At 42.9% G+C, this 25,620-nt stretch carries 27 protein-coding genes; 13 read left to right on the forward strand and 14 right to left on the reverse strand.

The genetic code is table 11. The annotated features are described in order from the left end of the window. Nucleotides 1–156: 156 nt before the first annotated feature. Complete coding sequence (locus GXP69_RS05750; protein WP_163913353.1) at nucleotides 157–6,027, reverse strand: DUF3320 domain-containing protein; 5,871 nt, start codon at nucleotides 6,025–6,027, stop codon at nucleotides 157–159. Between the two features lie 285 nt (nucleotides 6,028–6,312). Between GXP69_RS05750 and GXP69_RS05755 the strand changes: the two genes are divergently transcribed. Continuing rightward, entirely contained in the window at nucleotides 6,313–6,723 is a 411-nt protein-coding gene (locus tag GXP69_RS05755) for a helix-turn-helix domain-containing protein (protein ID WP_163913355.1), read from the forward strand. A gap of 89 nt (nucleotides 6,724–6,812) precedes the next feature. Here GXP69_RS05755 and GXP69_RS05760 read toward each other — a convergent pair whose 3' ends face one another. The 3 genes from GXP69_RS05760 to GXP69_RS19135 form a co-directional block, all read right to left on the reverse strand. Then, nucleotides 6,813–7,214 (reverse strand): hypothetical protein, encoded by a 402-nt coding sequence (locus GXP69_RS05760; protein WP_163913357.1) that lies wholly within the window; start codon nucleotides 7,212–7,214, stop codon nucleotides 6,813–6,815. Then, on the reverse strand, nucleotides 7,207–7,488 hold the full coding sequence (locus GXP69_RS19335) for a plasmid mobilization protein (protein WP_394367356.1): 282 nt from the start codon (nucleotides 7,486–7,488) through the stop codon (nucleotides 7,207–7,209). The genes GXP69_RS05760 and GXP69_RS19335 overlap by 8 nt, the downstream gene beginning before the upstream one ends. Nucleotides 7,489–7,586: 98 nt before the next feature. Continuing rightward, nucleotides 7,587–7,718: a hypothetical protein gene (locus GXP69_RS19135; protein WP_262887405.1), complete on the reverse strand. Its 132-nt coding sequence runs from the start codon at nucleotides 7,716–7,718 to the stop codon at nucleotides 7,587–7,589. 391 nt (nucleotides 7,719–8,109) lie between these two features. On the opposite strand from GXP69_RS19135, the gene GXP69_RS05765 reads away from it, so the two are divergent. Continuing rightward, entirely contained in the window at nucleotides 8,110–8,634 is a 525-nt protein-coding gene (locus GXP69_RS05765) for a hypothetical protein (protein ID WP_163913359.1), read from the forward strand. Nucleotides 8,635–8,871: 237 nt separating this feature from the next. Here GXP69_RS05765 and GXP69_RS05770 read toward each other — a convergent pair whose 3' ends face one another. Beyond that, nucleotides 8,872–9,714, reverse strand: a complete 843-nt coding sequence (locus GXP69_RS05770; protein WP_163913361.1) for a hypothetical protein — start codon at nucleotides 9,712–9,714, stop codon at nucleotides 8,872–8,874. A 134-nt stretch (nucleotides 9,715–9,848) separates the two neighbouring features. Here GXP69_RS05770 and GXP69_RS05775 point away from each other — a divergent pair, with 134 nt between their 5' ends. The 3 genes from GXP69_RS05775 (at nucleotide 9,849) to GXP69_RS05785 (ending at nucleotide 10,855) form a co-directional block, all read left to right on the forward strand. Beyond that, nucleotides 9,849–10,130: a phage holin family protein gene (locus GXP69_RS05775; protein WP_163913363.1), complete on the forward strand. Its 282-nt coding sequence runs from the start codon at nucleotides 9,849–9,851 to the stop codon at nucleotides 10,128–10,130. 18 nt (nucleotides 10,131–10,148) lie between these two features. Beyond that, entirely contained in the window at nucleotides 10,149–10,319 is a 171-nt protein-coding gene (locus GXP69_RS05780; RefSeq protein ID WP_163913365.1) for a hypothetical protein, read from the forward strand. Between the two features lie 149 nt (nucleotides 10,320–10,468). Then, nucleotides 10,469–10,855 carry a hypothetical protein gene (locus GXP69_RS05785; protein ID WP_163913367.1) on the forward strand — a complete coding sequence of 129 codons (387 nt, stop codon included), beginning with the start codon at nucleotides 10,469–10,471 and terminating at the stop codon, nucleotides 10,853–10,855. Nucleotides 10,856–11,248: 393 nt separating this feature from the next. Here the strand turns inward: GXP69_RS05785 and GXP69_RS05790 are convergent, their stop codons facing one another. Continuing rightward, a complete protein-coding gene (locus GXP69_RS05790; protein ID WP_163913369.1) occupies nucleotides 11,249–12,283 on the reverse strand; it encodes a hypothetical protein in 1,035 nt (344 codons plus the stop codon). 57 nt (nucleotides 12,284–12,340) lie between these two features. Beyond that, nucleotides 12,341–12,517, reverse strand: coding sequence for a hypothetical protein (locus GXP69_RS05795; RefSeq protein WP_163913371.1), 177 nt, complete (start codon nucleotides 12,515–12,517; stop codon nucleotides 12,341–12,343). A gap of 108 nt (nucleotides 12,518–12,625) precedes the next feature. On the opposite strand from GXP69_RS05795, the gene GXP69_RS05800 reads away from it, so the two are divergent. Genes GXP69_RS05800 through GXP69_RS05810 form a run of 3 tightly spaced genes read left to right on the forward strand, consistent with a single transcriptional unit; the run spans nucleotide 12,626 to nucleotide 13,209 of the window. Beyond that, nucleotides 12,626–12,859, forward strand: a complete 234-nt coding sequence (locus GXP69_RS05800; protein WP_163913373.1) for a phage antirepressor N-terminal domain-containing protein — start codon at nucleotides 12,626–12,628, stop codon at nucleotides 12,857–12,859. Continuing rightward, nucleotides 12,856–12,984 carry a phage antirepressor N-terminal domain-containing protein gene (locus GXP69_RS19140; RefSeq protein ID WP_163913375.1) on the forward strand — a complete coding sequence of 43 codons (129 nt, stop codon included), beginning with the start codon at nucleotides 12,856–12,858 and terminating at the stop codon, nucleotides 12,982–12,984. The genes GXP69_RS05800 and GXP69_RS19140 overlap by 4 nt, the downstream gene beginning before the upstream one ends. A gap of 24 nt (nucleotides 12,985–13,008) precedes the next feature. Beyond that, on the forward strand, nucleotides 13,009–13,209 hold the full coding sequence (locus tag GXP69_RS05810; protein WP_163913377.1) for a hypothetical protein: 201 nt from the start codon (nucleotides 13,009–13,011) through the stop codon (nucleotides 13,207–13,209). Between the two features lie 557 nt (nucleotides 13,210–13,766). On the opposite strand, the gene GXP69_RS05815 is transcribed toward GXP69_RS05810, so the two are convergent. Continuing rightward, nucleotides 13,767–14,678, reverse strand: coding sequence for a hypothetical protein (locus GXP69_RS05815; protein WP_163913379.1), 912 nt, complete (start codon nucleotides 14,676–14,678; stop codon nucleotides 13,767–13,769). 150 nt (nucleotides 14,679–14,828) lie between these two features. Here GXP69_RS05815 and GXP69_RS05820 point away from each other — a divergent pair, with 150 nt between their 5' ends. The 3 genes from GXP69_RS05820 (at nucleotide 14,829) to GXP69_RS05830 (ending at nucleotide 17,405) form a co-directional block, all read left to right on the forward strand. Further along, nucleotides 14,829–15,254, forward strand: a complete 426-nt coding sequence (locus GXP69_RS05820; RefSeq protein WP_163913381.1) for a hypothetical protein — start codon at nucleotides 14,829–14,831, stop codon at nucleotides 15,252–15,254. Between the two features lie 131 nt (nucleotides 15,255–15,385). Next, a complete protein-coding gene (locus GXP69_RS05825; RefSeq protein ID WP_394367357.1) occupies nucleotides 15,386–15,820 on the forward strand; it encodes a phytanoyl-CoA dioxygenase family protein in 435 nt (144 codons plus the stop codon). A gap of 481 nt (nucleotides 15,821–16,301) precedes the next feature. Then, entirely contained in the window at nucleotides 16,302–17,405 is a 1,104-nt protein-coding gene (locus GXP69_RS05830) for a Fic family protein (protein ID WP_163913382.1), read from the forward strand. A 129-nt stretch (nucleotides 17,406–17,534) separates the two neighbouring features. Here the strand turns inward: GXP69_RS05830 and GXP69_RS05835 are convergent, their stop codons facing one another. The 4 genes from GXP69_RS05835 to GXP69_RS05850 all read right to left on the reverse strand — a co-directional run bounded on the left by GXP69_RS05835 (nucleotide 17,535) and on the right by GXP69_RS05850 (nucleotide 21,043). After that, on the reverse strand, nucleotides 17,535–18,254 hold the full coding sequence (locus GXP69_RS05835; protein WP_163913384.1) for a hypothetical protein: 720 nt from the start codon (nucleotides 18,252–18,254) through the stop codon (nucleotides 17,535–17,537). Between the two features lie 525 nt (nucleotides 18,255–18,779). Then, nucleotides 18,780–20,060 (reverse strand): type II toxin-antitoxin system HipA family toxin, encoded by a 1,281-nt coding sequence (locus GXP69_RS05840; RefSeq protein ID WP_204281930.1) that lies wholly within the window; start codon nucleotides 20,058–20,060, stop codon nucleotides 18,780–18,782. After that, nucleotides 20,060–20,380, reverse strand: coding sequence for a helix-turn-helix transcriptional regulator (locus GXP69_RS05845; protein WP_163913386.1), 321 nt, complete (start codon nucleotides 20,378–20,380; stop codon nucleotides 20,060–20,062). The genes GXP69_RS05840 and GXP69_RS05845 overlap by 1 nt, the downstream gene beginning before the upstream one ends. A 192-nt stretch (nucleotides 20,381–20,572) precedes the next feature. Continuing rightward, entirely contained in the window at nucleotides 20,573–21,043 is a 471-nt protein-coding gene (locus tag GXP69_RS05850) for a JAB domain-containing protein (protein ID WP_163913388.1), read from the reverse strand. A 960-nt stretch (nucleotides 21,044–22,003) separates the two neighbouring features. Here GXP69_RS05850 and GXP69_RS05855 point away from each other — a divergent pair. Both GXP69_RS05855 and GXP69_RS05860 read left to right on the forward strand, forming a co-directional pair. Next, on the forward strand, nucleotides 22,004–22,729 hold the full coding sequence (locus tag GXP69_RS05855) for a DUF6088 family protein (RefSeq protein ID WP_163913390.1): 726 nt from the start codon (nucleotides 22,004–22,006) through the stop codon (nucleotides 22,727–22,729). Next, complete coding sequence (locus GXP69_RS05860) at nucleotides 22,730–23,710, forward strand: nucleotidyl transferase AbiEii/AbiGii toxin family protein (RefSeq protein ID WP_163913391.1); 981 nt, start codon at nucleotides 22,730–22,732, stop codon at nucleotides 23,708–23,710. It begins immediately after the preceding gene. A gap of 73 nt (nucleotides 23,711–23,783) precedes the next feature. On the opposite strand, the gene GXP69_RS05865 is transcribed toward GXP69_RS05860, so the two are convergent. Both GXP69_RS05865 and GXP69_RS05870 read right to left on the reverse strand, forming a co-directional pair. Continuing rightward, on the reverse strand, nucleotides 23,784–23,993 hold the full coding sequence (locus GXP69_RS05865; RefSeq protein ID WP_163913392.1) for a helix-turn-helix domain-containing protein: 210 nt from the start codon (nucleotides 23,991–23,993) through the stop codon (nucleotides 23,784–23,786). Between the two features lie 3 nt (nucleotides 23,994–23,996). After that, nucleotides 23,997–25,475 (reverse strand): site-specific integrase, encoded by a 1,479-nt coding sequence (locus tag GXP69_RS05870; RefSeq protein WP_235925571.1) that lies wholly within the window; start codon nucleotides 25,473–25,475, stop codon nucleotides 23,997–23,999. Between the last annotated feature and the right edge of the window lie 145 nt (nucleotides 25,476–25,620).

The following is a 25,620-nucleotide window of genomic DNA, read 5'->3' on the forward strand; positions in this document are numbered from 1 at the left end:
TGTTTGCTGATATCCAGTAAGCTTTAACATCATTTTGATCTACTGAACAGGTTATTCATGCATTCAATTTTATGTAATAACTACTTGAGAGCTGAAGGATCCTTCAGCTCTCAAGTAGTTATTGGACAGTCATATGTAGATTAAAATTTGAGGGTATCAATCCGCCAAAATCAGTCTTTCATTATCCTCAAGGGCGTATCCTAGCCTTACAGCATGCTCAATGCCAGAGGTCATGGCCATTTCCACATTGGTACCTAAACGGGCATAGCCAAAAAGTTTAGAGGTTTCGCGTATTAAGTCACTTTTTGGCAGACTTATCTGGTTGATTAGAATTTCCCTGATACCATTAGCAATTTCTTCAGGAGGCAAATCATCGGCTTCTCTCTTCTGAGTTTCCTGAACACTTACTCTAAAAGATGCATACGACTCAGGACTTTGCTCTTCTGTCCATAGAATTACACTTTTGCCCAGCTGTGTCTTATTAATAGGTAACTCTGAAAACAAGCTCTCTAAATGAGCATTTACTCTTGATCCATTTCGTGAAATACCCCAGGCCGCCAGCACACGCTTACACAACAGATTTTGGCTTATAGGGGATTCTGTGGTTAACACTTGCATAATCTGCTGTGCTATTTTATCACGGTTCCAAGGCTGCAGGAAGTCATCAGAAGAACTGGTTAGGACAGACTCAAGTTGACAAACTTCATAGGGAAGTGCAGCCGTAGCACAAGAAACTTCAGTAACAACATCAACATCCCCAACCTCCTCCATGAGGGGAGATGAGCCGAAGTTGATGCTTTTGAGCATCGGCTCACTATAGGAATGGGTAGTAGTGCTACTAGTTTCAACCTTTGGGTTGAAGAGCGTGTCTCTTTGTTCTTCAGCCTGTTTAACTGCCAAAAGAATATCACTGACTGTCTTTTGTGGGTTTTCCCACCAATCAATTGACCACACTTTATGTATGTTCCAGCCAAGTAGACGTAGTACATCAGCTTGCACAATTTCACGATCCCTTGATGTTTTGGCGCTAAAGTAATTATGCCCATCACAGAGTACTCCCAGTATATATTCAGCAGGGTTTGCCGGATTAATTATTCCGATATCGATTTTATAGTCAGAGCATCCGATGGCTGTGTGAACTTCGTATCCACACTTCCTGATCTCTTCAGCTATAGCATGCTCAAACGATAGCTCCTTACCGGCTGTGAGTACTGAGCGACCAGGTAGAGCTGACTTTCCTTTTTCTGCGTAGGCCAGGAAACCTTTCAGGCCGGCTACTCCTTCCGAAGCCGTGCGGGTAATGTCTATTTGGTCTGAGCGTAGGGTAGAGAAGACTTTCATTTCATAACGTGCCCTGGAGACAGCCACATTCAACCTGCGCCAGCCGCCTTCACGGTTAATAGGACCGAAGTTAAGACTTACCTTACCGTGTTTATCGGGGCCATATCCGATAGAGAATAGTATTACATCGCGTTCGTCACCCTGAACATTCTCCAAATTTTTGATGAACAACGGCTCTTCGCTTTCCAAGGCAATTGACTCCAGCTCAGGTCTTGCTTTGAATACCTCATTGAGTAAATCTTCAATTAGGTTTTGCTGTACCACGCTGAAAGTGACGATGCCGATACTTTTTTGCGCTAATACCGGGTCTGACAGGCGCTGAATGACTTCATCGATAATGGCTTTTGCCTCCTCTAGGTTTTGACGGGTCTTACCTTTGTCATAGTACCCTTCAACTGCTACATGCTGTACTTTGGTAGTAATGTCATCTGTTGAAGGGAAAGTGAGTAGCTGATTGTCATAGTACTTAGCATTACTAAAAGCAATAAGGCTTTCGTGCTTGCTTCTGTAATGCCACAATAAATAGTGAGATGGCATAGACAAAGCCAGGCAATCATCGAGGATACTCTCCAGATCTTCCAGTTCTATATTGTCCTCATCAATGGCGTTGGACCCGAAGAAGCTGGTAGGCGGCATTTGTTTAGGATCTCCGACCACAATAACGTTTGTGCCTCGGGCTATTGCTCCAACCGCTTCACAGGTTGGCATCTGTGAGGCTTCGTCAAAAATGACTAAGTCAAACTTAGTGGAGTTGACATCGAAGTACTGGGCTACAGAGATAGGGCTCATCAGCATGCACGGGCAAAGGCGAGGCAATAAATTAGGAATGGAGTCGAAAAGCTTTCGTATGGAGGTAGCCCGACCATTGTTCCTGATATTTCGCTGTAGGATACCTATCTCAGAACTCTGAGAGGCCTCCTGTGCAAAGGAAGGTATTTTGGCAGCTAGACGGGCATAAAGTTCTTCTTTAGTCAATTGTTCAAAGCTCTTGCTCAATTCTTTGAACTTCTTGATTTTCTCTTCAAACAGTTTTCCGTTGAAAGCTGAAAGCTGTGGTTCTTGATCGATGATATATTCTGAGCAGGCGCGGTAAAGGCTTTTCTTGAAACAAAGCCCTACTTCTTCGGTAGCTATGCTACCGTTTTCATAAAAGGTAATGAGAGGCTCCAAACCAATCGCTATTGCCTTCTCCCTTATCTGAAGCCAGTTAATCCAATCCCGAACCTCGTCGATGGCACTCATCCATCTATCAACATAAACTAAGTTATTCGTTACCCAATGAGCATCTTGTACTTTAAGCCCCTTAAAGTCGATCCCCAAAAGCCGTTGTAGCTCGCTCTCTTTTTGCCCAATCTCGTGGAAGAGTTGCTGCAAGCTTGTTAATTTTCTTTCATGGAAGGTAAAGTAAACCTTACTTCCCTCTCCAAATTCGCCAGCCAGGGCATTTCGCCATTCTTTAGATTTGGATGCTGTGTTGAGCGTGATTCCTTTTCGGTTGATCTCGATTAGAATATTGCAAATTTCAATCAGGCTGTCCCAGTTGCAGGTCTCATTCTGCCAAAGAAAGCCTAACAGTTGTGGCAGGTGGGTTGCCTTCTCAATTGATTCGTGCTCGGCCTGATACGCTATAATTTGTTTTAGAATATCGGGTACTTCCTGCTTTGCTAAGGTTCCTGTTGAGCTATGCTTCTTCAAATCCTTGGCAATAGAAGCTTGTTTCAGAAACTTAGGGAGAAACCACTGCTGATTGGCTATCGTCCAGCACTGTAAAGCCTGTTCCGCGGAAAACTCAAGAACTGACTTGCTGAACTTTTGGAGTAACTGTTGCTTTAAGGCATCTCTTTGCTTGCCATGAGCAGCCAACCCTATTACCTGGGACAAGCTCTGCTCCACATTTTCTACATTCAGAAGGGATGCAGGAATATCAGGCAGGCGGAGGAAAAGTGCAGTCAATTGAACCAGGTCTTCAGCCTCTTCTCGGCTTTTAAGTTGAGGATTTACTTTTAGAATACCACATATGGAGGTCATCTCTTCCTGGTATCGGAGAAGCAGATTTTTGTAGCTATCGATAATCTGACGTGCATCGCCCTTTAACTGTTGGGCATACTGCTTTACCTGCACCGCCTCCAGTGGGTGCTGGTAGGGGTGTCCACATACAGAGCCAATCACCTGTATCTGATCAACGATATCCTGCCACTCTGTGAGCTTAGATGGATTCAGGTGTTCTAACTGTGCTGGAGTAAATGTGAGGTTATCCTGTGCCTGGCCCAGTTGGCTGTATTGAGAGAAAGCATCGAAGAGTGAGAATCCAAACCTGTGCTTTTTGTGGAGAGCTTGTACATAATCATTCAGTTCCGATCGAGTAGCCAAAAGCCGTTCAGCTTCCGATTCAAAGTTCTGAGGCGATGTTTTACGATTTATTTCCGATGCCCTCTTCAATTGTTCCAGAACGGCAGACTTCTTTGATTTGTTGGAGTGGAGTTCCAGACAAAATGCACCTATGCCAATAGACTCTAAACGATTTTCTACAACCTCCAGAGCTGCTTTTTTGGCGGAAACAAAAAGCACTTTTTTGCCTGCATATAAAGCATTTGCAATAATGTTGGTGATAGTCTGGGACTTTCCCGTGCCAGGAGGGCCATGCAGTACAAAACTTTTACCCTGTGCTGAGTTCAGTATAGCCTCAAGCTGTGAGGAATCTGTACTAATTGGCAGGGCAACTTCAGTAGGATGCAATTCAGTATCGAGGACTTTTACTTCATGAGTTGTTTCCGGTTGCCACTCCAGCATTCCTGAGATAAGGCTCTTTACAATTTTGTTTTCACTTAGTTTATCGGCATTGTAGTGAATGTCATTCCAAAGGATAAACTTGCTAAAAGAAAAAGTACCCAAGAGTGCCTGTTCTTCCACATCCCATCGTGAATGGGACATAATACCTTTTCTGATAGTATTGAAGACGAGCTTCACATCTACGCCACTTTCGTCTTTAGGGAGATTTTCCAATCCTCCGATATTGATCCCGAAGTCCTGGCGAAGCATTTCCAAAAGTGTAATGTTCATCATTGTTTCCTCCTCCCGGCTGCGTATCACATAGCCCTTTTGTGCAGACTTTCGAATGATCTCTACTGGCAATAGCAGGATAGGGGCGTAACGCGGACGCTCGCTGGCCGGAGTTTCATACCATTTCAGGAGTCCTAGGGCAATGTAGAGCGTATTGGCTCCGTTCTCTTCGATAGCTTGGCGTGAACTTCGATAAATGCTGGTAATACTGTGCTGTAACTCTGTTTCGGTGAGATAGGAGCGAAGTCTCTTTTGTGTAAACTCATACTTTACTAGGTCAACAATTGGATCGGACTGATGTAGTGCCTGGTAAATGCCAGTATTACGAAGGGGGGGTTCCCAATCAGCTGGCTTTGAAAGAATCTGAAACTCCTTACCATCGGCCAGGCTGTCTTCGAACTGGCTAAGGTTAATTGTTATTAACTGAAGGGTGCTCTTTGTTAGCCTGATATTCAATAGATTGTTTCGAAGCGTCAGGTCCAGGAGCTTTCTTTCCCAAAGACGTTGTTTAGAGACTTTAATCTGTTCCACCTCAGGCACCTCAACACCAGCTGTTAAAGCTTCGGGTGCATCGTTCTTGCGTTCTTTCAGAGGTTCTACCTCCACAATTTCCCAGCCATCAGAGGTGTGAACTCTGAGAGGCAAAGGCCTGATGCCGCTAAAGCGGGTGCGATGAATGTCAACAAACAAGCCAAATTCATCATCTTTCTTCATATGATGGTTGGCAGCTGCTGACGCTGCGTCGAACGAAACAGGCCTTCCTGCATTCATACTGGTCGCCTCTACCAAGACTATTTCATTGATGCCGTCTGCAGTTCGCTTTGTTAGCAGAGAAGGATCATCATTGACAGGATCTGCAAAAGACTCTTCGATAAGCCACCCACCGACAAAGGCATGGCCTTTGGTAAATATCAACAGAGGATAAATACCAACCGCCTCCAGACAAGCGGCATAGAGTAAGGAGATATCCAGGCAGTTAGCGAGCTTATGGGTGAAAATGGTGTCACACATTCTGATGCGCTGGCCGTTTTCCTCAAAGCTGGCAGGAACACTGCAATAGACAATTTCTAAACTGGCAATAGCTTCATATAGTGCCGCCATCTGCTTTCGCACCCTGTCTGGGTTTCTGCTTTGATATTCATCAAATGAAGGGCTTCCTGTCCACCTTTCAAGAATGGTAGCGGCCTTTGAAATGATTTTCGAGATCTGCGCATGGTTGGGAGTGACAAAAGCGGCTATCATTTCAGGTAGTATAGCCGCGCCGCTCCATTGGTCATATGCCAAAACAGAAACAGGATAACTACCTGTGAATAGAATATTACTTTCTGATGTAATATTGAGCGTGAAGTTCCCTAATATTTTCTCAGAAAGATTAGACAAATAGGAGGATGACACTTTTAAATGAACAGCATCGAGCTCAAAACTCTCTCCTGCCTTCAATACATCAACTCGGTGCTCCCATGCTGTAATGAAATCCGGATCACTTGTTAGTTTAATGGAAATATTTCTAATGTCGAGCTCACTAGTGTTCTTTATCAATATCTTGCGAACAACCGATACGTGGTTTTGTTGCATGGCATAATTGATGAAAGGTGAGTATATAAACTCAATTTCTAAAGATGTCATTTAGTATGTAGAATATTAGTTGTAGATCTTGGATTACTTTATTGATAATTTTAATTATTTTATATCTTAATTACAACAATTTATATATCTATTTTAACATATTTAATAGTTGGAATTGAGGTTTGTGAGGAGGAGGGGATAGTTTTTTAGCGAGAAGAAATAACTCTATATTTATGCTTTATTTCTTATTAATAGCTTATTGAATTTGTGAAAAACCTTTACAATATTGTTTTATACAATATCGTGATTATTGCAGTAGAGAATAAAATTTAGTATATTAAGTATATGGAAACAGCAGACAGAAAACGACCGATCCACCTGGGGGACCACGTGCGAAGAATGCGTACAGCTTTGGGAGTGAAGCAATCCGCATTGGCCAATGAACTGGGCACCACTCAGCAGAACATTTCGCGAATCGAGCAAGAGGAGGAGGTGGATGATGCGATGCTGAATAAAATTGCTAGCGCTCTTGGAGTAACAGCAGAAGCTATTAAAAATTTTAGTGAAGATGGGGACGTGTTTAACATCCAGCATATGCAGGGACATGCTTCTGCTGGTAGTAGTTTCAACCAATGTACCTTCAATCCATTGGATAAGTTAATTGAGGTAATGGATGAAAATAAAAAGCTCTACGAGCGCTTACTGGCAAGCGAACGGGAGAAAATCGAAATCTTGAAACAGCAGAAGAACTCTTAGCTGTTAATGCATAATAAAGGTAGATAAGTAGTCCATACTAAACCACTTTTCTACTTTATACAGGACCATACTCAACGCTTATACTGCAGTTACAGATCAGAATCTTTAGCCTCTAATTGCCTGATTCTTCTATCTTTCTCATTTGGGTCAAGATGATAAACGGAATCTACCCAACGGCCTGTGTTTGGGTAAGTTTGCCGGATCATCCAGTACCTGACATCGCTTTCCCGCAACCTGCTGTTCTCCCGGTGCAGGCTTATGCAAAGTCCTTCTGAAATAGCAGTTACCAGCAAACACACAATTCCCCCGATCACAAAGCTCTTAGACTTATCCTCGAAATGGTGGTGCCGGACGGGCAGCACCTTCGGCAGCTTGGTGATCGTCTCCCGGAAGGAGGCGATCTGGGCATAGATCTGCAAGGCCTGCGCGCTCAGCTCATGCAGTTTAAAGAGTGCCTTCAGCTCCTCAAACTTGCTGCTGCAATCAGGCACCGGTGCTGCCTGTGGCGGAGTCGGTGCAGTCCCTTCTTCGAGTTTTTCCAGCCGCCGCCCGGAACCAGGCCGACAGGCTCATGCCTGCTTCCCGAGCCTTGCCTGTCACCAGCAGCCGTTCGGTTTCCGTAACCCGCACCACGAGCGTGCAGCTGCGCTTTACCGGTTTGGGGGGCGCCCGCCCTTTCTTTTTTCCTGGCTTTGTTGCCTGGCCTGTCCTGTTTCCATCTGCTTGCTTCTTTACTAAATAAGAAGGAATTCCTGCTGCGACCACCGGGAGTTGGAGGGGAGGCCCAGGGCAGGGAAGAGGTTTTTGTATGACAAAAACACAAACTTGCTCCCTGCACCTACGAGCATTCCCCGGCAGCGCCCTTACAGGCGTAGCCGGTGGCGATTTGCCTGCCGCTGCCCCGACAACAGGTATGCGTTCACGTCTTTGTAACCACAGTAGAGGGCAGAGACATCCTGGAATTTCAGCTCCGAGCGTAGAAGCCGCTCGGTCACCTTTCGGCCGGGTCATAGTTTAGGAACAGCAGCACCTGCCTGTGCCCGCCTAGCACCTCCAGACCCTTGCCCAACTAGGTGAGGGAGTTAAGAACCAGAAAGCTGGCGTTATCCTTCAGGTGAGGCCAGAGCTTCAGGAGGGACAAAAATCCATGAACCCTCCAGCAGGCAGATGGTGTTAGTGCCGCGGTCGATGAAGGTGACTTCCTTAGGGGATGAGGAGCCCTTGAACCAGGCGTTGCGCAACTCGCAACCCCCGAGTGGTTCCCGAATCCCACGGCCGTATACTGCCTGGCGTTGATGGAGAAGCTTATTTCCTCCCGAACCGGCAATAACATGCTGTTTGTATAGTTGGCTCTGAGGCAACAAAAAAGCCCTTATAATTAATCCGATGCTCAACATGAAGAGCCATGCCAATGATTGCAACAACAACGACTACATCATTGGCCTGGACTTTAACCTAAAAAAGCTATTAAAGCGTGACTCAAGGATGGATAGTGACTGTATTACCACCATGCCCATACGTAGTGCCGCGGACTGGGGCTCCATCAGTGCTATCCCTGGCGCAGCAGCACCAGACATAATACCGCTTCCTGAAGGTCATGTAGTAAAGCACCCGAAACTGATCAACGGCCTGGCTGATCAGTTCATCGAGTATTATGAGCACCACCTGAATAAGACCTTTATCTTTATCCAAGACTCAGAGTGGGGGAATGCCCGCAGGCCTGACGCAGATCTTACCTATAACGAACAGTTTGCTGAGCGTCTGAGCAAGGCCCGATGGACTGTGCAGATCGTGAACATGGGCAGAGTGCCACGGCACCAGACCAGGTACCACCTGGCGCATGAGTTCCTGGGGGAGAAGGATAAGGGCACAAAAAAACAGCGTACCGGTTGGAAACGCTGTTTTTGGTGAAAAACTTTGAGACTAGGTTTTACCGAGGTTATTAAATGTAACGGACGTGTCTTGCCAAAGGCAGAGGGGATTGCGAACTGATGGCAATGGTTGATTAAAATGTAGAGGTAACCTATAGCAAAAATGACAAGGTTTTGGTAAAGTTATGTAAAATGACATTTCCGTTCATTCTTTGCTTACAGCTAATCAACTTATGAATAACAAAATAGGAATTTGCTTGTTAAGGTGGGTTTTATATTAATTCCTGATTTTTAATCTACGCCATTTATCTTTTAAGTCGTATTCTTCAATTGCTTTGTCATAAGTAAAGCCAACTGGGTCTTCAGCAGAAATATTAACATTGAAGAAAACATATTCAGGTTCATACTGTAAGTAAATTTCTTCAATATCTTTTGTCTTAATATAGAAGGCTAATTTCTCTTGCGGTTTCCAAGGTTTTGATTTTGTAACCTGTCTCTTAAAGCCTGATTCCCAGTCTTTTGAACTCTCAAGAGCTTTATCCTTAAAGATAACTTGTAGTTTACCTACTATTTCAGCACTAGTTAAGGTCTTATCAGTATTATTGATAACATTCCCCTTCATAACATAGACTATATCTTTAGATTTGTCTCTCATATAGTAGCTTTTTTTACTTTCGAGTTTCAAGGTGTCTATTGTGATGTCAGTTATTTTAAATTTTCCGTCATTATCTAGACGAGAAAAACCATACTTTCTACTTAAGTACGGATTGACATTAATATGTCTAACTATTTGTTGATCAAGTGTTACTTCCCATTTGTGTCCCCAACCACTCTGGTCAGCAAATGATACTATATAGATACCTTCTTCTTCTGTCTTCTTAGAGGACCAATCATACTTTGTATTCGAGTCCTCCTTTGCTATCATATTTGCAAAGTCAAGCCAAGTTGCATCTGCAGTCAACCCTGCCAAAGAAAGACTCAATTGTCCCCAAATATTTGTTGCGTCAAGTTGAACCTTTGCTGATTTGCAGGTTTCAATAGCTTTACTTTCCTTGCTTATGAGCAGGTCACAAGAAGTTAATAGGGTTACTAGCACGAAGGTTTGTATTAATTGTCTCATTTTTGATAGGTTAATTAAATGTTGCATAATTACTGTACAAACGTAACTCACATAACGAATATACTATATATTATTAATTCTATACTAAGCCCCACAACGTAATTTTACTGTCTTTTTATTACCCCTATCATCTGATGAAATTCGCTTCAGATAAGCAAGCGCATTATCAGGTTGAAGGAAGCTTTAGAGCTGATGGTGAAGCCAACAGAGCCGTTTTTTATCCGCTTGCTGCCTGCGATTGGAAGCGGGAGGAGGGTGGGTACTGGAGCACCTATGAGTTCGACGGCTGGCAGATGATCAACTTCCTGCTGGTGCTTATCATGGTGGATACCGTGACAGGCGTGTATGCTGCCTGGAAAACTTCTACATCCGGGGTTTACTCCTTTAAGCTGCACTCCATATTCGAGAAGCTCTAGTGCTACTTTGTAGGCTTTGTGGTGGTGCATGTGCTCTCCAACCATTTAGTGGATGGCCAGCCGAACCCTGCCATGATCCAGGTGGTGCCTTACTTTAAGGGGCTGATCTACTTCTTGATGCTGGGTGCCGAAGCCCTGAGCATAGACGAGAATGCCGCCATGGTAGGCCGTGGCTTTCTGCCTGCCTAGTTCTGGAAGAGGTACGAGAAAGTGAAGGAAGATGGCCCTGAGGCTTTTAAAGAAACTACAGTTGCGCCATACCCGGAGCAAACCGAAACTATAACCGAACAACTATAGCCAAACCTTATGAGATCACTTTTATACCTGCTGCTGGCCCTGTGCCTTTTTCCTGCAACCGCCACTTGCAACTGCAGGAAACTGTTGTGCCATTGGATAGCCTGCACATTACGCCTGAAGCCGAAACCGAACTGGCCAAGTATAAAATTAAACTTACGTCCATTAAAGATACGCATGTGCTGCTTACTCAGCCAAGCCCGAAGAAGGGGAAGACCAAGTATAAAAACATAGGCAATACCGATATAAAGCAGAAGGATGTAGGTAATGTGGATGTTGGTAAGAAAGCCGGCCAGCAGCATGATGTTGGGAATACTGTGATAAAGGATGTTGGGAAGGTAGAACCAACAAGCCAGAGCTATTGGTGGCTCTGGCTTATTGGTGCTTTAATTATTATAATCTACAAAGCAATTAAGTATTTGCGGATTTGAGTTTTAATATCTTTATTTACTATAAATACCTACTAAATGGTAATTAAACTAAACCATTAAATGCTAACTTTTACAAAACAATGGAGCTACAAATCTGTTATATAAACAAACAAAAAGCCTAATTAATAGTATAAAAGGTTAACATTTTAAATGTTAGTAAGCTATTGAGTAAAGTTTTTACCTTTGTAGAAAAATGACAACAGCTTTAGTAATATTCTTCATTTGTGTACTGTTAATAGAAATGGCTATTATTTATAGTCCTCTCTATTATCTTTCTTACTCAGTACTTAAGCTGGATAAGAAAATAGGAGATTCTACATTAGTAGCAATCTTGATTGTGTTAACTCTTATCCTATCTGCACTTTTATTGAACAAGGCTTCTACACTAGCTTATCAATTATTTTTCTGATAAGTAGTGTCTACAGGAGTAGAAGTCTGAATAGTAGTTTCTTCAATTGGCTTTACTTTTAGACGCTCCATACTATCTTTAAAAATCTCGTACTTTATCTGCCTTTCTTGATTTCTGTCTAAGAAATCGCTTACAGATTCTAGAAACCCATCGCCCTTTCCAGATACTTTTCCCACATTTTCTATTTCGACAGATAACTCATTGTTGTTAGATAAGACCATAAGACCAGCAATACCCATGATTGCGCCAATCGCCCCAGCTTGTAATGCCATTTTACCTCTTGACTGGAGCTTGATCTTTATATAAAGGTCTTCATTATTTTTGAAACCATTCTCCTTACAAAATTCATCATAAAAGAAAGTAAGGCTGCTTAAAAATCTATTAAGCTCAAATGCATTTATATCCTCATCCTGGTTGATTTGAATCGTCAAATAAATACGCTCACCCTTGATGTACACGCTAGATAGATTACCTTCAATTATCTCACTATATGATCTTGCATTTGTTACTGCCTGATGTGAAGAGAGTAAACCACGTATCTCTGCTTGCAACACTTCCTTCTTAAAGGTTTTAATCCAATTTACTTTCTTACGCTTTTCTGGCAGAGCTTCGTACCTACCGTTAAATTTAAACGCACCAGGATTTTTATCTAAATAAGTATTACTCTCAACTATGCCAATAGCTAAAATGTCGGAATTTCGGCTGGGTGTAATTACTATATCATTGATTTTAACACCGTATTCAAAGTTCAATAATTGGTTTGCCCATTTTGTGGCTTCACCCTTGGTATACTCTGTATTGTTATCAATGAACCTTTGAAGATCTTTAAATGCATCCTTCTTTGGATCAGCAGAATCAAGAATTAGCTTATACGGTACATTATTCAGCCCTAAACCAACAAAACTATTATTGAAAAACGTATCGAAGAGTTCACCGCCATAAGATCTGATAAACCAGTAATCTCTGTTTGGGTCTACTGCTCTAACGTCTTCTATTCCGTGTTCTAAAAAAATATCCATCGTGACTTTTAAGTTTGCTAAAAATTGAAGTGAAATAATATTTATAAAGCCCCGATCTTACTTATTAGGGTTGTCTTTTTGTGCCGCCTTCTTGCCTGCTAAACAGTCTTGCAAAACATCACTTGCGATTTCAACTATAGTTGTTCTAGGCTGTCCATTTACCTTTCTTTCAAGTTGTATTTTAAGCAATTCTGCGTGTGCTTCAGCCGAGATTTGTATCTGCAATTTCTTCATAGCTCAAATATAATAAATGTTAGTTATAAAATATATTTTTAATAACTCCTAGTTATTGGTTGTAGATTATAAATATTTTACAACCATTTATAACTAATTATAAATTATATGGAAGCTCAAACCGAAATAGTTGCCAAGATCAACAAAGTTGAAATACTAGTCATTGAGAATGGGCAAAAGCTGGTGCCTATCAAGCCCATTTGTGAAGCATTTGGGATTGACGATAAAGCCCAGCGGCAGAAAATTCAGGATGATGAAATCTTGGGTTCAATTGGGGTGCTCAGCACCTCGGTTGGAGCTGATGGAAAGTCGTGGGAAATGCTCTGCACCCCTTACAAGTGAATGCCTTCGGTTGGCTCTTTTCTATCAACCCAAAAAACGTGAAGCCGGAAACGCAGAATGCGGTGCGCCGCTACAAGTCGCTCTGCTACGATATCCTGTACCAGAACTTCTCTGACCACACTTAGTTCCTAGAGCAGAAGCAGGCCGCTATGCAGCAGCAACTGGATAGGGTGCAGGAGATGCGCTCCAAGTTCCGCAACACGCAGTACTCCCTGAAGTATGAATCCGAAAAGCTGAATGGAATTAAAGACCTGACCTTTAAGAAATTGCTGGCCAACAACCGCCAGATGCAGTTTGAGTTTATGGAAGGCCAACCACAGGAAGATACCATCTCGAAGCTGGTAAAATAAAAAAGCCCGGAGGATGTTGGAGCATCCGGGCCCGTTCAACAAAATAATTGTCAAACAATATAGAGACGCAAAGTTATGCAAATAGCTGCTAAAAGAAACTTGCCCCGGTAGGGGTGTGGTACCTGCCTGCCAAGACCTTAAAGCCATCTGCCTCCGTTAACCTGCCGCGCTATGCAAGCAATAAACTATCAGAGCCGCAGCTGGTGCTAAACCCCTTCAGTCAGCGCTACATCAATATACAGCCCGCTGTTCCAGTACCTAAACGAGGTATGCCGCGATAGCCCGGCACAGGTAGAAGAAAGGCTGGAAGCCACCATCCGCTTCGTATCTCTCTACCACGATACCGAAGAAACAGACAGCATTGAGCTGAAGAACAGCCTAGGCTTACTGTTCGAAATGAAAGACGTGTTCAGCAAACTGGCAGAGTATAAAAGCTCATGAGTATTTCCAGGAGAATAGCGGATGGCCAGAAAGAGCTAACACCGGTAAAGTAGTGACACTATAGAAATATAGCATCCATTTCTAGGTGAAAATAGATGCTATATTATATTTCCTTTTTACTTATCAACTGACATTTCAACTGGTGTTTTAAATTCGACCCATTCAGGTAATCTCACCATAGCATTTGCAACTTCACCATCATTTGATTTATTGCTACTGATTGTAGCAGGCTTAATTTTGTTGAATTTAAGATATGTTACATCCCTAGAAATTCCTTTAAGCACGACTTCGAAATTATTTTGCTCGGATCCATTTTCTACAAAAATATCAGAGCCAGATTGAAATGCTAAACCATTGGCCTGTACATTACCTGTTACCTTAGTAAAGGTATTGTAGCTAAAAGAATTAAGGTTAGCAGACCTAACTATAAAGTATCCATAAATTGTAGTGTCGCCTCTTGCAGTTAGCTTAGAAATAATGCTGTCAGCTTTCTCCATATCGAGTTCATCAGGATTAAGAATACTCACCTGTATAGTTTTATATTCTATAAATGAACGATCATTAGCACTTAAGGTCGCTGCCACACTACTCATCGTTTCAATATTAGATGAAAAGCTTTTATCAATAAATCTTCTGAAAAACGGTTTGTCAAATTTAATTTCAATTTTAGGTACTACTTTAGGCTTTCTTACATAGTATCCTGTTTCTTCAATTTTAAATGCCCCTTTAGTCCTTCTAATCTGCATTATCATCCCAGGTAGCACATAGAGCTCATCTTTCATATTATCACCAGGAATAAAAATATTGTTGCTCTCTGGCCTCTCAAAACTTGTAGCAAGTTTAATATTACCCAGCTTTAGTCTGAGTAAACTATCTACTTTTACTTGGGCCAGACTATCTATATTTAGCCTTTGCTTGGAAGGTTTTCCATTAGATATTAGATCCGATTTAACAGGATTTACGCCTTCATTGCAGCCCATCCCAAAAGTGATAGCAGCTATGGCAATTAAGTTTAAAAAGAATTTCATAGGTGAGATAAATTTTAGGGATAATTTAATGGTATGTGTGACACAAAATTTATACATAAATATAACTAAAAATGTTTTAAATATTATTTATTTAATAAATTTAAATTAACAGATTATGGTGTTTTGGCTTTTTTATTACCAACATAACTAATGATTTTCGTGCAACAAATGCCACGAATGCACGAAGTCAGCTTAAAATTTGAAGTTAAACACCGGCCTTTCCCTTATCTCCGGAAGAAGGTTAAAAAGGTAGTTTTAGAACTGAAAGTACCAGGGAGGTGGAACGAGCTCACCAAAGAGCAGCTGCTAGAGATCATCAAGATCCAATTAAACTATAAGCCTGACCACTTGCAGAAACTCTTATTGCTGAAAGTACTGCTTGGTGTCCCGATGCCCCTGCTGCTATTATTTACCGATGCGCAGAAGATCGGACTTTACCCAACGCTCCGTTTCCTCAATTGCTTAGGGCTCACCAGGCAACTGTTTCCCACACTCCGGGCCTGCGCAAAACGCTGTACGCTCCGCTGGAGCGCTTCCGCAACCTCGATGACCTGTTTGCCATCAGGAGTTTACTAAAGTAGATCCCTAACCTAAAGCAGCATATCTTCAACGAGAACCTGTGCAAGATCATCCGGGAAGGATTTGGGGAAGGCTATTTTCTGACCAAAGCCATTTACTTTGATAAGCCACCAAAGTCGAACTGGTATGTGACTTGGCAACAGGATGTGCCGATTAATGTGGTCGAGAAAAAAGAAGTAAATGGCTTTAGTGGCTGGACCAACAAAGCAGGACTAGTGAGTGTGCGGCCACCGCTAGAGTACCTGCAGAGTGTCTTTACTGTGCGCATACATCTGGAAAACACAGACGAAAAGAATGGGGCTCTGAAGGTGATACCGAAAACACATTTTAACATTCTTTCAGATGCAGAGATCGCTGAATTAAGGGATTCTTCCGAAAGCAAATGCTGCAAAGTGCAGAAGGGTGGCGTGCACCTGATGAAACCGCTGACCTTACACGCTTCTTCGAAAACATTGAACGAAAAGCACCGACGTGTAATCCACCTGGAATTTAATAATCGGAGTTGCCGGCAAGGTTGGGATGGCTGGAGCGAGGAGAGGTGTGAACCTCTTTTTATGAAATAAGGCGTAGTAGGCAGAATGTGAGCTGACATTCTCTATCACTGAACAATATCTTACCGGGCATTTCTCACTTAATATTTAATCCTCTTTCACAAAGCCATGGAGGGGTTGCGAAAGAAAAATGTACATCTGTTGCCTTTTGGTGTTATATTCAGTCGTAAGTCATATAGTGGCAATTACTTTTAAGCCAAGTAGTAATTAATAAAGTAATATGTTAGCTAAATTATTTTAATGAGCAAGAAAGGAGTTATAAAAGCCCTTCACTACCATAGAATAATACGTATTGCTCCTCAGGATTAAGTAGTTCATCAGGACCATATCTAGTAGCTCAACATTTTTTCATCTTATGGGTCAGTTGCAGGTTCGCCATACCGGACTTTAAGGTATTTTTCTTAGTAAATTAAAATCTATGTGAGTCGATTAAATCTATTATTCGGCTCAAAGTATTCTGGTATTTGAGCCGAATAAATATTATATTCGGCTCATGATCTACAATTGGCAACAACCCGACTGGCCTGAATTCAGGTATGATGTAAGCAAAGTAGAGGATATGCTTTTCGAGTTCGCAGCGCTGGCGGGCCATGTCGGAGGGATGTTGAAAGCCTTGCCTGAAGCGGTCCGGTTGGAAGCTGTGCTTGATACGATGGTGGCCGAGGCTATCAAAACGTCAGAAATCGAGGGCGAATACCTCAGCCGTCAGGACGTGGTTTCGTCTATTCGCAATAACCTCGGCCTTAACCAGACCCCTGAAGCAACAAAAGACAAAATGGCGCAAGGGGCTGGTGAACTGATGGCCGATGCCCGTAAAACCTATGCGGGGGCATTGACAGTGGAAAAGCTCTTCCAATGGCACACGATGCTTTTAAAGGAACAAAAACGCATCCATGTCGGCATGTGGCGCAGCCATGAGGAACCCATGCAGGTTGTCTCAGGTGCGCTCGGCAAAGAAAAGGTGCATTTTGAGGCACCTCCCTCTGCCCGTATACCGGATGAAATGAGCAGGTTTATCCAATGGTTCAACCAGACAGCGCCGGGAGGAGACAAGGAGATCAGGAAAGGCCCGGTGAGGTCGGCAGTGGCACATTTGTATTTCGAGACTCTGCACCCGTTTGAGGATGGCAATGGCAGGATCGGGCGTGCCATTGCAGAAAAAGCTTTGTCGCAAACCTTAGGCCGGCCGGTGTTGCTGAGCCTTTCTAGGACCATAGAGGCAGACAAGCAGGCGTATTACAACGCCCTGGAGCAGGCCCAGAAAAATAACGACATCACCTCCTGGGTTATATACTTTGTTAGCGTTATATTAACCTCACAGCAACAGGCGATCAGCCTGATTGATTATATTCTGAAGAAATCGATGTTCTTTGACCAGTTCAGGGACGCGCTGAATGAACGGCAGACAAAGGCTGTAAGAAGGATGTTTGACGCAGGGCCGGAGGGTTTTGAGGGAGGTATGAATGCCAGGAAGTATATGGGGATCACCAAGACTTCCAAGGCAACGGCAACAAGGGATCTGCAGCAGTTGCTGGAACTGGGGGCGTTCATACAGGAAGGGGGCGGCCGGAGTACCTGCTATGTTTTAAATATTTAAGCTTATAAATCTGGTGAAATCACCTTGCCCTTTTACGTCAGCGAACAACTAGCACCTACGGGGAATATTCCAGGAATTTAGTAGCAAGAAGCTGCCGTGCGGGGAGTGACTGGAGCGTAAAATATTAATTTAATAGGCTGCGTAATGGGCCAAAACTCTTCTTAGTTTAATATCCAGCAGGAATATACCAATCTTGTCAAATTCTGGTGAAGTCACCGTCGGCCGGAAGAGAAAACACTCTTCGTTCAATACCTTTCCGATGACTTTGTCGATCGGGGCAGCTTCGTAATAGAAGGCAGACAAATCGAGTGAATCTAGTTTTGCCTCCTGGTCCCCTGCATGGAAGCGGAAGAAGTTTCCGGCTCGCGTGACGCTTATGGTGTCTGCCGTCTGGAGCAGTTTTTTTGCTTCTGCCTCAGTTGGGTAAACACCGGCATAGGCGCCACGCTGGTAGCTAAATAGGGTGGTCCATAATGCAACGGCCACGTTGTTGCCCTTGTTTACAAAGGGCTCACATCCTACTGCGATGCAGCCGGATGTGGTGACCGCTGCCCTGGTTTCCCGGTCTGTGCCGTGGTATAACTGGGGGCTACCGACTCCTTTGAGTGTGGCTGAACCTGTAAAGTAATTGAAAGAGCCTGTTACAAAACTGCAGGACGGTACAAATACCCAGGCAGATAAAAGCACATACTTCCAAAGGCTGACCTTTTTGTTGAAGAGGTAGAAGCATATTCCCGTCCATAGCAAGATGCCAGATGAAAGTAACAGGAAAAGCCAGAACGTGGTCCAGGAGATGAGAACGCCTGTCTTCGCCCACGCTTTTGCTTTATTGTCAGCTTTTCGGGTCATGTCAGTTTAATAATGTTGGGCTTCCAATCCTCTTGTCCAAAAGGATGCGCAGTCTTTAACGGTCCCCTTTCTTAATGCCAGGAATGCAGGAAGTGCCGACAAATTGTATGTGGAGTATGCCATTGAGGCCCTTAAGCGTTACAAAGGTCCGGAGGTTACTAACACCAAAGCTATAGACTGTTCCATCAAGTGGGCATCGTGATGTTCCACTTATTTGTTACCGGCCATCCCCTGTGATGGCCTTTTTTATGGAGCAGGTACGGTTCGAGTTTCGGTGCGCCAGGCGCCGCCACCCACTTTACTGCGATAAGTTTACATTTTTTCAAGCCATGTTCGTTTATGGTTTGATATACTATCGGTAAAATAGGTAACACAAATCTGTTGTGTGTATACTAATGTTTATTAGAATTTTGTTTAAAACCTCTTGATCAGGGATGACTACGGGCGCTAATAATAATGCCTCTACCTTATTTAGCCCCGGTTTTCTGTTTAGTAGTAATAGCCAACTGTCTCATTAAAATCGAATTAAACATCTTCTGCTCGCTGAAATGCGAGAGCTTTCAATTCCTGCTGTGCTTTTGAGATCCCGTACTTGGTTGCAATATCCCTCCAGCATCTGACAGCAGCTTTTACTTCTTCCTTAACTTCTTTGGCTCTTTCTTCCGTCAATCGAAAGTACTCGCTTACTTCCATTGCAAGGTCAAGGTCCAGCGCATTGTCATTATCAGATATGTTTAATTTCAATCCGCTACCATTTTCAACTGGGTTTATATCGTATGCTGGTGACAGTACCCAACCTCCCTCTGTTAACATAAATCCATGATTCCGAAGGTGATCATCCGTATTGGAAACACATATATGAAAGACTATTCTGCGCCAGAGCTCCTCAAGATCTCGATCTACGTTTGCGCCATTTGCTATAAGGAATTCAACCATTTCCAGATAGCTTGCCCCATCCTCATGGTCCTGGCCGTCTTTGTACCCTAACAATGTGATAGCCGAAGCAAAATGTATTCTTTCCCCGTTACTTGTTCGGTCGAATCTCTTCGTTAAAAATGTGTAGTTGTCAGAAGAGAATTTTTGAGCTTTGGACTCGGCCATGTCTATACCGGCTGCAATGGCCAGTTCATAGGTGACAATTTCCCACCCTCCAATATCTTCTTGATCGTTTCGACTTGGGAATTTTGCTATCCATAAGCCTCCGTCCTTATCTACAATGCTTGCTTTTGGCCGGGCTCCACCTAGCGATGCTCCTGGCGCCACCAATATACTCAGCCATTTTAGATATTCTGGATCCTCGATCACGTCATCTTCTTCTAATCGTAAGCTGATCTGTTCTAACTCGCGAAGAGAGGTCCAAGGAGGACTGGCCATTTCTCTGTTGTTGCTCATAAATGGACCATCTTCAGCTAATTTAAATCTGAGCGCACCCATCCTGTGGCCATCAAAAACACCTAAAAGATAATCTGTTTCAAACAGCTTCTGTTCGGGCCTTCTTTCTTTTCTAGCCATTGCTGCCTCACGTCTGCGCATCAATATCCGGCCCCATCTGTCCGGAGAAGAGTCTAGAAACATCCCGAAGTTTTCCTGTTCCTCATTTAAATAATGAAGACCCGCATACATTTTCAGGTTCGGATCCAGTAGCTGTGAAGGGCCGTTCTTTAGCCAGTCTTTATCATATTCGAAAGAGAATATCTCCTTTCCCTTCAATCTTTCAGAATGTAGCATTCCCATCAGCATGGGGTCGTTCAATCCTTGCCAGTGGGCATATACAAGTAGTGACCTTTTATTTTCCTGCTTTGCCATTACTTATCTATTCTTTTAGGAGCTCGCTCGCTAGTGATGATCTCAGCATCCTGTAACTTTCTTCCTAATAGATCATCCTTTGCAACTGAAAGCAAATCCTTTTCCAAGCCTAACACTTGTAACACGAGTAAATAAGAACCAATGCTAACAGTTGGAGAGCCTTTTTCAATTGCTACCAAGGTTGGTCGGCTGATATTTGCCCGTTCTGCCACTTGTTCTGAACTAAGTTTTCTTCTCAATCGGGCGAGTTTTATATTTTCACCCATTTCAGTTAGAATACGCTTTGTTTTAGGTAATATTATTATTTTCTTTTTGGTCATAATGTTAAATATAATTTGCAAATATACGTCTTTTTGTAAGTTATATTTAACATTATTAGGAATAAAGTACTTGTTGCAAATTTATAATCCATTCACACGACAAGATATGTCCAAGGGGTGCATGCTGCTGTGGTTTCTCCATATGAATTATGTGGTACAGAAAAGAATCACATGTGTATGAACATAAAGGGGCTATAAAAGCCCCTCATCTGCCATGGAATAATACGTTTCGCTCGTCAGGATCAGGTGGTCCAACAGGGCCATGTCCAGCAGCTCGGCTCCTTTTTTCATCTTCTGGGTCAGCTGCAGGTCTGCTGCACTGGGCTTGAGGTTACCGGAGGGGTGGTTGTGGCAGAGGATGATGCCGCTGGCGCAGGCTTTCAATGCGGCTACGAAGATGAGCTTGGGGTCTGCTACTGTTCCTGCTACACCGCCAGTGGATACTTCGAAGATGCCCAGTACCCGGTTGGCGCGGTTTAGCAGCAGCACCTTGAACTGTTCGACAAACTCTATCTTGCCGGTATCCCAGCTCGCTTTCAGCACCTTGTAGGAATCTGTCGAACAGGTAACCTGCGGTCTTTCAGAGGGCTTGACGCGGTTGCGGTAGGTGAGCTTTACTTCGGCTACTTTGGCGTGGGCAGAGGTTGTAACGATCTTTTCCATAATCTCAAATCTTTTAATGTGAGGAAATTGATTATGGTGCCCCCGCTGCCTTCGGCGCCGGATTAAGGGCATAGGTGGAGCCAAAGAAAATGTGGAGGGTCCCGGAAAAGGGATACCCATTTTGTTTGGACGACCTTGTCCCGTGTCCGGACCGTAAGGCTACCTTTGCCCCAAAATGAATGACGTTGGATTTTTGCTTTGAAGTGGCCTGTATGGTGCTGCTTACTGGGGTCAGGCGATTCTTTAACTATCACCTTTACTGTTATGCTGTTGAGATGTGGGAAACCCGGAGGTGTTTTCCACATCTCAACAGCGCTCTTGTGTTGCGGGACTATTGAAATCCTATAATGGTTATGTGTATAGTTGTTTTACATGTTTTACTAGAAGGTATATGCATAAATTTAAATAAGCTGTATCTCCTCTATACTCGTCTTGTCATGATAAGGAAGTCTCCTGAGTTGAATTTTGGAGGATAAGAGAAGGGAAGTTTATTCTTATTGCAGCCGTAGTGTTATTGATTTACTAATGCGTTTTTTGTTCGCGTTTTATTCTTGTTCGTCTTTTGCGAACACCGTCTATTTGCGAACATAGAAGGGAGTTGTTTCATGCTATTATCAGAAAACTAGAGAAAATTCCTGCTCTTGGTAATACAGTTAGGGTAGAATCACAACCCAACAATATATTATCTGATAGTATGCTGCACATTAGGAGGCGGACTTGGTACGTGGAAATAAGACTGGAATTGAGGGCTGGCATGGACCAGCGCCTGCTTCAGCAGCTTTGGTACGTTAAGCCACCCTTGCTAATAATTACCAATAGGTTGAATTATACTTGTCAAGTTAATTGCGCAGTAAACTTGACAACTTTATAGTCAAACTGTCAAGTTTTCCGTACACAAAACTTGACAATTAATAATCTTAGAGTTTTATTTGTGGTGTACTAATTGTAATTCATTGCTTTATGAACGTTGCAGAGAAGATAGAGAAGAAAATAGGTAGAATGGAGGAAGGACTTACTTTTAAGTATGAACAGCTCGGTATCTCCAAAGAAGAGTATAGTGCTGCCACTAAAGCAACAGAAAGGCTTATTCGCAAGGGGCTTATTAAACGGGTATCCAAAGGAGTGTTTTATAAGCCTAAGAAGTCCCGCTTTGGTGAACTCAAACCCCGGGAAGAGGAGTTGCTTAAACCCTACCTGTTTGAAGGTAACAAGCGTGTAGGTTATATTACGGGTAACAGCCTGTACAATCGAATGGGTTTGACTACACAAGTGTCAAACACCATAAAAATTGCTAGTAGATCAAAAAGAATATCAACTAAGCTGGGGAAAGTCGAAGTAAAGCCTTTAAAGAGTTATGTAGATATAAATGATAAAAATTATTATTTATTAGAAATTCTTGACGCCCTAAAGGATTTCAAAATCATACCTGATTTAGACAAGAAATCAGGTATAAAGCTTATGCAAAGCAGAATTCAGAAGCTGGATCCGAAAGAGAAAAAGACGCTGATTAAGTATGCACTGGAGTACCCTCCTCGCGTAAGGGCATTTCTTGGAGCAATCATGAGCGTTAATTCAAAAGGAGAGGACATATTGTCTTTGAAGGAAAGTCTAAATCCATTAACATCCTATAACTTAGGCATAGATGATGCTATACTTCCAACAGCTTCCCAATGGTTTATTGAATAAATGAGACTTCACGAAAACAAAGAGCTACTGCAGGATGCCATCCAGGCAGCATCACAGCAATTCGAAATAAGAGAGATCTATGTAGAAAAGGATTATTGGGTGACCGTAGCCTTATATCATATCTTTCACTCAGAATTTGCCAGTCAAGCAGTTTTTAAAGGTGGAACAGCGCTATCCAAATGCCATAAGTTAGTTGAACGCTTTTCAGAAGATATCGATCTGGTTGTATTAAAGAACCAAGGTGAAACAGATAATCAACTGAAAAGGAAAATTCGCTCTGTAAGTAAATCGGTTGAAAAAGTACTGCCGGAAATCCAGGTTGATGGGCTTACTAATAAATTAGGGCAGATCCGTAAAACGGTGCATCGATATGATAAAATATTTGAAGGTGATTTCGGACAGGCCCGGGAGCATATTGTCTTGGAGGCAACTTGGTTAGGAAACGCTGATCCCTATACGAATAAGCCCGTCAGTTGCTATATAACCGAAATGCTGAAGAGCAGAGGGGAAGAGGTTGTAATAGCAGAATATAAAATGGCTCCTTTCGAAGTTCAAGTACTTAGCGAAGAAAGAACTTTTTGCGAAAAAATAATGAGCTTAGTTCGTTTCTCCAGAACCGAAACGGCAATTGAGGATCTGAAAAAGAAAATAAGGCATGTGTATGATTTGCATTTGATGTTAAATGACGAGACAATAGCAAACTTTATAGAGGGAGATGGCTTTGAGGCAATGTTAGTACAAGTAGGAAAGGATGATATTGTTAGTTTTAAAAATAATAATGATTGGGTGTATGCTCATCCTTCTGAAGCCATAATTTTCGCAGAGCCAGAAAAAACCTGGGAAAGTATAAAGGTAACTTATCAAACATCATTTAAAGAGTTTGTTACAGGAGAGCTGCCGAAGGAAGAAGCGGTAATAAAATCACTACAGACTTTAAGCGATCGCATAAAGAAAGTTAAATGGGGGTTGGATAACGAATAAATCTTTAGTGATAGAATAGGTGGTAAAACTGAGTTAATTAATATATATGTACATGGCACCTTGCCAATACCCACTATACAAGCATGTGGCGAGGTATCGGTATAGGGCCAACCTGGTGACCGAAGAGCCGCAGCACCTGGTTTACCTTATCCAGACGCAGGGTCTGCTTCCCCTGATCCAGATCTCTTAAAAACCGAAGGCCAACCCCTGCCTTTAATGCCAGTTCCGGTTGTGTCAGGTTTGCTTGCTTGCGTCTTTCCTTTACAAATTCATTTAACTGCATGTCCTATACCTTATCGGGTATAAAAATAACATATGCGGCATTGCTTATACCCGATGAGGTATAGGATCTTGTTAAGCTTTGTAGGTTAAGCTGGTTATTATCTATAGGAACTGAAAGGCTCTCTTTATAAAGGGGGTAATCCCTTTTAGTCTTTTGCTGAGCGCTGGTCATTTTTAAGTGCTTCTGTTCCGGCCTCTTTTTTTCTGCTTGCTTTTTAAATGCTGTCAGATGGGCTGCATAGTGCCGTTTCACATCATCTTCAAAACTGTCAAGGTAGAACTCAGTAGTTTTAAGGTTGCTGTGACCCAGTGACTCTGATATGAATTCAGTTGGTGCACCAGCGCGCTTGAGGACGGTGGAGAAGGTGTGCCTGGCTGTGTATGTGGTTACGTTATGCTCAATGCCCACTTCGGCAGCGACACGCTTGATGTAGAGGTTAATGGTTTTGACTGTCTGCCTGACATAGGCCAGCTCCTGCTCAGGAGTGATGTCCTCCCTCAGTATAGGAAAGACGTAAGTATCTGGAGAGATTGGTTTGTTGCCCCACCGCTTAATGATGCGGTTTATCTCAGGTGTGCGCATAGCCACAATAGGCTTAAGGGCATGGCGGGTGGTACGTTCTGTTTTTGCCCGAATAAAAGTGATGCTCTCCCGGCTCAGCTGCTTGTACTTTAATCGAGCGATATCCTTGACATTGATGCCATTGCACAGGTAGGAGAAGATCCAAAAGTCTCGGGCCTTCGCCTGGCTATCGTGCTCGGGGTGGTAGTTGTATATTTTCTCAACGTCAGCAAGGGTCAAGGCTTTTTTAATATTCTTGCTTGCTGGCATTCTGTACTTCCTTCTCCCGAAAGGATAGAGATCCCTGCTTAAATCGCCTGCGTCTATGAGATCATTAAAGAGGGTGCGAAGTGTGCGCAGGTACATGCTTACAGTGGTGAGCGTTTTTTTACGGCTGAGCATCCACTTTTCATAGCTGTTGAGAAAGTCTACGGTGACATCGGTAAAGGGCAGCGGCTTTTTTCTCTTCACCAGGTCCTGTTTCCTTTCCTTAGATTTTTGAATAGAGAGTCTCCTTCGGTTGATGGGAGGCTCCTTAAGCATAAAAGAGATGAGGGAGATATAGGCGTTTTCGTAGAAGTTAGCATTCGCTGCCTGTCCATTCTCGCTCATCTGCTTAATACACTGCTCATAAGCGGCAAACACATCCTTTCTTGCATGCAATTCAAGAAACTTTCTGTCGAAGGCTTCAAACGTGAAGAAGGGCATCTTCTCAAGAATACGGACCGCCTTCTGTTCCAAAGCCTGCAGGGACAACTGGATTTCTTTATACCTTCCCCTTGGCTTATCCCCTTGTACCTTAGAAAAGTCTTCCTCAGAAAGAGAGTATTGGGTGCCATAATATTTTCGCTGCCTTTGGAAGGTAATCCTTAATTTTACCCGGAACGTCCCGTCTTTTAGTGGGCGTCTGGTGTCCAACATGATAGAGGTTGATGCGGTAATCATAGCTGTTTTCGTAGAGGTTTTGTGCACACAATTTGCACACAAAGGGTTAAAATAGCAATAATTACTTAAAATTAATTTTTTTACAAAAAGCTGTTTATCAGATAATTGTAAAAAATGTAAA

It is taken from the genome of Pontibacter burrus, from assembly GCF_010686685.1.
Lineage (GTDB): Bacteria > Bacteroidota > Bacteroidia > Cytophagales > Hymenobacteraceae > Pontibacter > Pontibacter burrus.

Excerpts from the sequence above, each read along its gene's own strand:
- GXP69_RS05750 (WP_163913353.1), bottom strand. The coding sequence starts at position 6,027 with ATGACATCTTTAGAAATTGAGTTTATATACTCACCTTTCATCAATTAT.
- GXP69_RS05755 (WP_163913355.1), top strand. The coding sequence starts at position 6,313 with ATGGAAACAGCAGACAGAAAACGACCGATCCACCTGGGGGACCACGTG.
- GXP69_RS05765 (WP_163913359.1), top strand. The coding sequence starts at position 8,110 with ATGCTCAACATGAAGAGCCATGCCAATGATTGCAACAACAACGACTAC.
- GXP69_RS05770 (WP_163913361.1), bottom strand. The coding sequence starts at position 9,714 with ATGAGACAATTAATACAAACCTTCGTGCTAGTAACCCTATTAACTTCT.
- GXP69_RS05775 (WP_163913363.1), top strand. The coding sequence starts at position 9,849 with ATGAAATTCGCTTCAGATAAGCAAGCGCATTATCAGGTTGAAGGAAGC.
- GXP69_RS05790 (WP_163913369.1), bottom strand. The coding sequence starts at position 12,283 with ATGGATATTTTTTTAGAACACGGAATAGAAGACGTTAGAGCAGTAGAC.
- GXP69_RS05795 (WP_163913371.1), bottom strand. The coding sequence starts at position 12,517 with ATGAAGAAATTGCAGATACAAATCTCGGCTGAAGCACACGCAGAATTG.
- GXP69_RS05800 (WP_163913373.1), top strand. The coding sequence starts at position 12,626 with ATGGAAGCTCAAACCGAAATAGTTGCCAAGATCAACAAAGTTGAAATA.
- GXP69_RS05810 (WP_163913377.1), top strand. The coding sequence starts at position 13,009 with ATGCAGCAGCAACTGGATAGGGTGCAGGAGATGCGCTCCAAGTTCCGC.
- GXP69_RS05815 (WP_163913379.1), bottom strand. The coding sequence starts at position 14,678 with ATGAAATTCTTTTTAAACTTAATTGCCATAGCTGCTATCACTTTTGGG.
- GXP69_RS05820 (WP_163913381.1), top strand. The coding sequence starts at position 14,829 with ATGATTTTCGTGCAACAAATGCCACGAATGCACGAAGTCAGCTTAAAA.
- GXP69_RS05830 (WP_163913382.1), top strand. The coding sequence starts at position 16,302 with ATGATCTACAATTGGCAACAACCCGACTGGCCTGAATTCAGGTATGAT.
- GXP69_RS05835 (WP_163913384.1), bottom strand. The coding sequence starts at position 18,254 with ATGACCCGAAAAGCTGACAATAAAGCAAAAGCGTGGGCGAAGACAGGC.
- GXP69_RS05840 (WP_204281930.1), bottom strand. The coding sequence starts at position 20,060 with ATGGCAAAGCAGGAAAATAAAAGGTCACTACTTGTATATGCCCACTGG.
- GXP69_RS05845 (WP_163913386.1), bottom strand. The coding sequence starts at position 20,380 with ATGACCAAAAAGAAAATAATAATATTACCTAAAACAAAGCGTATTCTA.
- GXP69_RS05850 (WP_163913388.1), bottom strand. The coding sequence starts at position 21,043 with ATGGAAAAGATCGTTACAACCTCTGCCCACGCCAAAGTAGCCGAAGTA.
- GXP69_RS05855 (WP_163913390.1), top strand. The coding sequence starts at position 22,004 with ATGAACGTTGCAGAGAAGATAGAGAAGAAAATAGGTAGAATGGAGGAA.
- GXP69_RS05860 (WP_163913391.1), top strand. The coding sequence starts at position 22,730 with ATGAGACTTCACGAAAACAAAGAGCTACTGCAGGATGCCATCCAGGCA.
- GXP69_RS05865 (WP_163913392.1), bottom strand. The coding sequence starts at position 23,993 with ATGCAGTTAAATGAATTTGTAAAGGAAAGACGCAAGCAAGCAAACCTG.
- GXP69_RS05870 (WP_235925571.1), bottom strand. The coding sequence starts at position 25,475 with ATGTTGGACACCAGACGCCCACTAAAAGACGGGACGTTCCGGGTAAAA.